Annotated in this window: 5 protein-coding genes; 4 read left to right on the top strand and 1 reads right to left on the bottom strand. The window is 62.5% G+C overall.

What is annotated here, in order from left to right:
• The 4 genes from VLE48_15380 to VLE48_15395 all read left to right on the top strand — a co-directional run.
• Positions 1 to 205: hypothetical protein (locus tag VLE48_15380; GenBank protein HSA94394.1), on the top strand; the 205-nt coding region annotated here is incomplete at its 5' end.
• A 131-nt stretch (positions 206 to 336) separates the two neighbouring features.
• Complete coding sequence (gene lpxD, locus VLE48_15385; GenBank protein ID HSA94395.1) at positions 337 to 1,338, top strand: UDP-3-O-(3-hydroxymyristoyl)glucosamine N-acyltransferase; 1,002 nt, start codon at positions 337 to 339, stop codon at positions 1,336 to 1,338.
• Positions 1,339 to 1,382: 44 nt separating this feature from the next.
• On the top strand, positions 1,383 to 2,009 hold the full coding sequence (locus VLE48_15390) for a hypothetical protein (GenBank protein ID HSA94396.1): 627 nt from the start codon (positions 1,383 to 1,385) through the stop codon (positions 2,007 to 2,009).
• 40 nt (positions 2,010 to 2,049) lie between these two features.
• Positions 2,050 to 2,919, top strand: coding sequence for a dihydrofolate reductase family protein (locus tag VLE48_15395; GenBank protein ID HSA94397.1), 870 nt, complete (start codon positions 2,050 to 2,052; stop codon positions 2,917 to 2,919).
• Between the two features lie 27 nt (positions 2,920 to 2,946).
• Here VLE48_15395 and VLE48_15400 read toward each other — a convergent pair whose 3' ends face one another.
• Positions 2,947 to 5,214: an APC family permease gene (locus tag VLE48_15400; GenBank protein HSA94398.1), complete on the bottom strand. Its 2,268-nt coding sequence runs from the start codon at positions 5,212 to 5,214 to the stop codon at positions 2,947 to 2,949.
• Positions 5,215 to 5,434: the final 220 nt, after the last annotated feature.

The raw sequence follows: 5,434 nt of genomic DNA on the forward strand, positions 1-5,434 counted from the left end.
GGATGAGGAACTGGGCAAGTACCGCATTCGCTTCGACGCGCCGCTCAAGCTGGTCCGCACCGGCGACGACGACGCCGACGCCGTCGCCAACACGGCGCTGTTCAACCAGGCGATCGAGCAGTGTGCTCGGCGGTATCCGGACCAGTGGCTGTGGGTGCATCGTCGGTGGAAGACCAGGCCGGAGGGAGAATCCTCGCTCTACTAGAGTGAGGAAATCAGAAATTCAAGATTTCTAATGAAAAGACCGAGGGCAACCCGAAAAGCCAGCAGCCAAAGGCCAATAGCCAGGAGCGGAAGTCAACGGCATATACTCCACTGGGGCGAGTCTGAGAGGACATGAAATACAGCCTGAAAGAGATTGCTGAAGCAGCGGGCGCAAAGCTGGTAGGTGACGCCGCGGTGGAGATTGGTGGAGTGGCCGCGATTCCGGCGGCGGAGGCCGACGATCTGGTATTTGCGGAGTCCGAGGCCTTGCTGGAAGAAGCGTTGGCTTCGAAGGCAGGTGCGGTGGTGACGGGAGAGTTCGGCGCGGCAGTGAAGACGAACAAGGCCCTGCTGATTTCCGCCAAGCCGCGGCTGGCGTTCATCCGCGCCGCCGGCTTCATCCGCCCGCACCGGCGAAGAGAGCCAGGAGTGCACTCCACGGCTATCGTGCACGAATCGGCGAAGCTGGGGAAGGGCGCTTCGGTGGCGCCCTACGCGGTAATCGGGGAGAGCGTGACCATCGGAGAGCGGACGCGCATCGGGCCGGGGGCGTGCATTTCGTCGAAGGTCAAAATCGGCGCGGACTGCTACGTAGACGCGCACGTCACCATCTATTCCGGCACGACGCTGGGCGACCGGGTGACGGTGCTGGCCAACTCCGTGCTGGGCAGCGACGGCTTCGGCTACGTGCGCGACGAGACCACCGGCCGCTACGAAAAGTTTCCGCAATTGGGAACGCTGGAGATCGGCGACGACGTCGAGATCGGCGCGGGCTGCACGGTTGACCGCGGCGCGCTGGGGCCGACGGTGATCGAGCGCGGAGTGAAGCTGGACAACCAGGTGCACGTGGCGCACAACGTGCGCATCGGCGAGAACGTGGTGATTGCCGCGCAGACCGGGATTTCCGGCAGTTCGGTAGTGGAGAAGAATGTGATTGTGGGCGGGCAGGTGGGCATTGCCGACCACGTGCGCATCGAGGAAGGGGCGATCCTGGGAGCGCAGTCCGGGATCCCATCGAAGAAAGTCATCCGCGGCAAGGGCGTGGTCTTCTGGGGGACGCCCGCGCGCCCGATCAAGGAGTATCTGAAAGAACTGGCGGCGCTGGCGAAGCTGGCAAAAGAAAGTAAGAAGTAAAAAGTAATAATGAAAAATTAGAGATGCAAAAGCGGAGTTGAACGGTGTGTCTCGTAGTCATCGGCGGGCATTCCAGGAGCGTAGGGAAGACCAGCGTAGTCGCGGGGCTAATCGCGGCGCTGCCGGAATTCGACTGGACTGCGGTGAAGATCACGCAGTACGGGCACGGCGTGTGCAGCGTCAACGGCGAGGCTTGCGGCTGCGCGGTGGATGAGCACATCTTCGACATCAGCGAGGAACAGGATGCAGGCGGGCGCGGCGACACCTGCCGCTTTCTGGCCGCGGGCGCGAAGCGGTCGCTTTGGGTGCGGTCGAAACAGGGACGTTTGGCGGAGGGGATGCCGGACCTGCGCCGGGCGCTCTCCGGCGCGGAAAACGTCATCATGGAATCGAACAGCGTGTTGCGCTTCCTGCGTCCCGACCTCTACCTGACCGTGCTCGATCCGGGCGTAGCGGACTTCAAGGAGTCGGCGCGCGAGTTCCTGGATCGGGCGGATGCGGTGATCGTCCACCAATGCACCGGGACCGGGTACCAGTGGGAGCAGGTGTCGCTGAAGCCGGTGGCCGGGCGGCCGATGTTCCGCATCCGCCCGCCGCAGTATGTGACGGGAGAGATGGTCGAGTTCGTTAGAGCCAGAATTCAAAGTTCAAAATTCAAAATGCAAAACTAGGCCACTTTTTCTTTTTGCATTTTGAATCTTGCATCGGTTCATGCGCCCCTTCGAAATCCTTTTCGACAAAGGCGAGCCCGCGGAGCGGGAGGATGCGGCCTACGGCTCCTACGGCTGGCTGGGCTTCCCGCCGGCGCCAGAGGACCGGCCGTGGCTCTTCACCAACTTCGTGCAGTCGCTGGACGGCATCGTGTCGCTGCGCGGGCGGCAGGCCTCCGGGTTCCATATCGCGCAGTCCGAGGAAGACCGCTGGCTGATGGACCTGCTGCGGGCCCATGCCGACGCCCTGCTGGTGGGCATGAATACGCTGCTGGAGGAATGCGCCGCCGGAAACTACGGGCCGCGCGGGCCGGTGTATCGCATCGTGAATCCGGAGCTGGCGGAGTTGCGCAAGCGGCTGGGCCGTGGGCGCGAGACCTGCATCTTCGTCACCGGGTCGGGCGACCTGGACCTTACCGGCTATCGCGCCTTCGACGGTGAACTGGTGGACGCGGTTCTGCTGACCACAAAGGAGGGCGCGAAACGCGTGCAAGGGCGCGATGCCCGGCCGCATGTGCGCGTTCTCACGGTGGAAGGGAGCCGATGGGTGGATCTAGCTGCAGCCGTGCGGCTGCTGCGTCGCGATCTGGGCGTGCGCTATCTGCTCTGCGAAGGCGGGCCCACGTTGAACGGGCACCTGACCCAAGCCGGACTGGTGGACGAGCGGTTCCTCACCATCTCGCCGCTGGAAGTGGGGCAGGTAGTGCCGGTGAAACAGGAACCTGCACCCCACGAGCCCGATGATGTGCCGCTGCTGCGGCCCACGTCGCTGGCGGGTCCGGGGTTCACCAAAGAGGACGCGCCCCGCTGGCGCTGGCTGAGCTGCCGGAAAGCGGGGGATCATCAGTTTGTGAGGTATCGGCGCAAATAGTTGCGAGTACCGAGTACCTAGCAAAACCTATTTGCACTTCTTCTTCAGGAGATTGAGGATTTCGTCGCGGTCGCGCCCGGCGTAGTCGCGGGCAAAACGGGAGAGCGCGGCGGAAACGATGTCCGAGTGGTGGAGCTTCTCCAGTCCCTGCTCGCGGGTGATGTTGAGCCACAGGCGGTGGACGAGATGGATGTCCTCGGTCTTAAGGTCAGGCGTGTGCGGGCCGATGCGGTAGGTCTCAACCTCGAAGGTGGGCTTGACGACTTGCAGCACGAACTGGCGCTTGGGTTCGGGCATGGCCTCCCAGGCCCGGCCCAGGTAAAAGCCCTGCAGATGGGAAGGCATCTTGGTGGAGAGGCCGGCGACCACGGCCGAGGACTCCAGTGAATTCGCGGTCTGCACGATGGCGGACCACACGTCGCGCGCCGGCACCACCAGCAGCGAGACGTGCTTGCCGTAGCTCTCGGCGACGGAGACGGCGCGGGTGAACAGTGTCTGCTCGTAGTCGCTGAAGACCTGCTCGGTAGTCAGGTCGTACTCGCCGCCCCCAGGGCCGGTAACCAGCCGCGCCGCCATGACCACGACATCCTGTTCCTTGGTGTCCACACGCTCCAGCACCCACTTCAGGTGGTTCATGGTGTTGTAGTCGCGGACGGTCACCAGGAGGTTGCCGGGGCGAATGCCGATGGTCTCACGCTGCACGGTTTCCTCGTGCTGCAGCGAGAAGTGCTCGCGCATCTGCTTTCCGGTGAGGGCCAGCTTGCGCTGGTTGATCTTCTCGGAGACGGTGAAGATAGTGAGGAAGACTCCAGTGAAGATTAATCCGGCGACGGTGGCCACGGACTTGGTGAACAGGTTCACGATGGCCGTGGAGAGCAGTACCAGGAAGACGCTGGCCAGTCCCAGAGGGATTTCGACTTTGCCGAACCTGAGGTTGGGCGGCATCTTCCAACCTCGCTCGCCCTTGTACTTGTAGCGCAACACCAGCATGGAGAAGCTGTTGAACGTGAAGCTCCAGATGACGCCGAAAGCGTAGGCTTCACCCAGCAGGTAGACATCGCCGCCGCTGGCCAGGATGGTGAAAAGTTGCATTCCCACGATCAAATTGATGATGCGGGAAGTGGTTCCGTACCTGCGGTGGGGTCTGCGGAACCAGTCGGTGAGCACGCCGTCCTCGGAGACGCGGTTCATTACGCCGTTGGCGCCGATGATGGAGGTATTGATGGCGCCGGAGAGCATGAGGAAGCCGACCACCACGACGAACACGCGGAATATCAATTTCAGCAGCGTGGGCCCATACAGATTCATGGCCAAGCCGCTGATCATGTTGTCCTTGAAGGCAGCACGCTCGGCATCAGGGATGATCATTACGGCCAGCAGCGAACAGACGCCGGTGAACATGAAGCTGTAGATCCCGATGACGATGGCTGCGCGCTTCAGGTTCAGCAGCTTGGGATGGGCGATCTCGCGGTTGACCTGGGCGAGGGATTCCTCACCGCTCATGGCCAGCACGGAGTGCCCGAAGGCGATCATGATGCCGAACAGGCCGAACATCCTGGGCCATTCACTGTGCCGGAGGAATCCGAGTGCCTCGTCGCTGAAATTCAGGTTGGAGGGCACCGGCCACGGCGGGAGGTGGTAGTCGCCTTTCAGAAGGGTCAGTGCCGACCAGCCCAGCAGGAGCACCACCATGGTCGTGGTGACCTTCATGACGTTCAGCGCCTTCTCGCTCGATTCCTCCAGGCCCTTCGTGTTCTGCCACCAGTAGTAGAGCGTCATGGCGATGGCGAAGGCCATGGCCCCGAAGTTTTCATTGATTTGGGGCGTACCCTGAAAAAGCTCGTGGACGGCACGGGGTACCCAACCGTGAGTGTCGGAATAGGCGAAGAGCTCGTTGACCAGGCCGGCGATGTAATGTCCCGCTGAAACCCCGGAAATGGGACCGGTCAGTATGTAGTCGAACATGAGCGCGGAAACCGAAACCTTGGCCAAGCCACCGCCCATGGCCTCCTTGACGACGCGGTACACGCCCCCGCGCACGAACATGGAACAGCTCTCCACGTACACGGCCCGCACCGTGAAGGCGAACAGCATGACGCCCAGGATGAACCACGGCGCCGATTTCCCGACGGCCTGTTCGGCGATGCCTACGGCGTAGAAGGCCGACGAACCGAGGTCATTGAGAACGATGGCCGCGGCCCGCCAGAAGGAGATGAAGGTGAGCATCACCGAGGTCGCCACGACAATGCGAACCCGGTTAGAACCCGAAGGTACGGCCTGGTCAGAAGCGGACATGGCCCGCGCAAAAGAAACGGCCACGCGAGTTCTCGCCGCGGCCGTCAGTCAAACCTGGGGGAGTCTACTTCTCAGCCAAGTGCGGCGTCAATGTGGTAGGGGGTACGGGGTCGTTCCGGAAAAGAGTCTCCAGGTCTTCCACGAAGGTCTGGATCAGCACCAGGACCGATCCGGTCATCCCCACAGCAAACATCCCCTCCAGGAGGCGCACAGCCGCAAC

The sequence above is a fragment of the Terriglobales bacterium genome, from assembly GCA_035454605.1.
Classification (GTDB): Bacteria; Acidobacteriota; Terriglobia; order Terriglobales; family Acidobacteriaceae; genus DATMAB01.

What these genes read in the sequence shown, in the direction of transcription:
- VLE48_15400 (HSA94398.1), bottom strand. Translation starts at nt 5,214, where the DNA reads ATGTCCGCTTCTGACCAGGCCGTACCTTCGGGTTCTAACCGGGTTCGC.
- lpxD (HSA94395.1), top strand. Translation starts at nt 337, where the DNA reads ATGAAATACAGCCTGAAAGAGATTGCTGAAGCAGCGGGCGCAAAGCTG.
- VLE48_15395 (HSA94397.1), top strand. Translation starts at nt 2,050, where the DNA reads ATGCGCCCCTTCGAAATCCTTTTCGACAAAGGCGAGCCCGCGGAGCGG.